This window comes from Caballeronia telluris (assembly GCF_001544495.1).
Classification (GTDB): domain Bacteria; phylum Pseudomonadota; class Gammaproteobacteria; order Burkholderiales; family Burkholderiaceae; genus Caballeronia; species Caballeronia telluris.
In genome coordinates, this window is sequence record NZ_FCNZ02000129.1 from 1 (window position 1) to 1,269 (window position 1,269).

A 1,269-nucleotide genomic window follows, 5' to 3' on the forward strand; every position below is an offset into this window, starting at 1 on the left:
TTTGCTTGCGTTTTCCATTCTTCAAATCTCCCGTTACAGCCAAGATCCAAAGTCTCCTACATTTCCGGGGCGCTTCACATAGCCAATCCGACTACGACAGCGAAGCGGCGGCCGAACTCGAGGATATGAAGTTGGCGCTCGAGGCAATGCTCGGCGTTGAACTGGGTGACGACATTGACATGAATTCGCCCGACGAAGTCTTGCAGCGCGCGCATGCCAGAATGGAAGAGCAGCACACGCAGGAAGCAGCCGCAAATCAGGCTCGGGAACCGCGACGCGCCAAACGGAAGAAGTCGGCAAAACAGCTCGCCGCGCAAGCCAACCAGGAGGCAGAGCAGGCAGAGTTGAGCCAGTCTATCCGCGAGGTCTATCGAAAACTCGCCAGCGCTCTACATCCCGATCGCGAAGCGGATCCTCAGGAACGCGAACGCAAGACCGGGCTGATGCAGCGGGCCAACCAGGCTTACGGCAAAAACGATCTCCTGAAATTGCTGGAATTGCAACTGGAGCTCGAGCACATCGACCAGCGCGCCATCAATGACATCAGCGAAGATCGACTAAAGCATTACAACAAGATTCTCAGGGAGCAGCTCGGCGAACTGAATCAGGAAATCCTGCACGTCGAGGCCGGCTTCAGGCATGCCTACGGAGTTCCTCCATTCGTTGAAGTATCTCCCGGAACCGTCTTACGCAATCTCTCGAATGACATCGTCGGGCTCCAGCAAAGCATGCGTGATCTGGAAGCAGATCTGCTTGTGTTTGAAGACCTCAAGCAATTCAAAAGCTGGTTGAAGCACCTGAAACGTCGGCAGGCAGCCTTCCATTTCGACGAGATGCCATTCTGACCACTCATGCGTTTCGCACGGATATGCCCGTCGTGGGGAGAATTGAGCGCTGATATGACTTTCGATGTCAATCACGATGATCGGGGTTTGTGTCTCTTTGCATAGGCATTAAGAATTTCCCAAGGGCGGCGCAGCAGTAACGTCGACGGTGGATCCCGCTGATATCCGCGGGTTGGGTACCGCATTACAGAGGTCTACATGTTGAATCCGCCCTGGCTGCCCTGGTCGGTATTGACGATCTCAGGTTTCCCTACTTCGCGAACGCTTCTTCCAACGCCTCGACAGCGTGCATCGCCTCCATCGTAATCGCTACGCGGTGGGCCAGTACCTTCCGGCTGGCCCAGTCCACCACGGCGGTCAGATACACAAAGCCGCGCGCCATCGGGATATAACTCGTATCCAGTGCCCAGACCTGGTTTGCCCG

At 55.7% G+C, this 1,269-nt stretch carries 1 protein-coding gene and 1 pseudogene; one reads left to right on the forward strand and one right to left on the reverse strand.

The genetic code is table 11. The annotated features are described in order from the left end of the window. The coding region (locus AWB66_RS32530; protein ID WP_125469893.1) for a J domain-containing protein at positions 1–845 on the forward strand (845 nt) is incomplete at its 5' end. 212 nt (positions 846–1,057) lie between these two features. Here AWB66_RS32530 and AWB66_RS32535 read toward each other — a convergent pair. After that, a pseudogene (locus tag AWB66_RS32535) lies at positions 1,058–1,269 on the reverse strand (DDE-type integrase/transposase/recombinase); the annotation flags it as partial.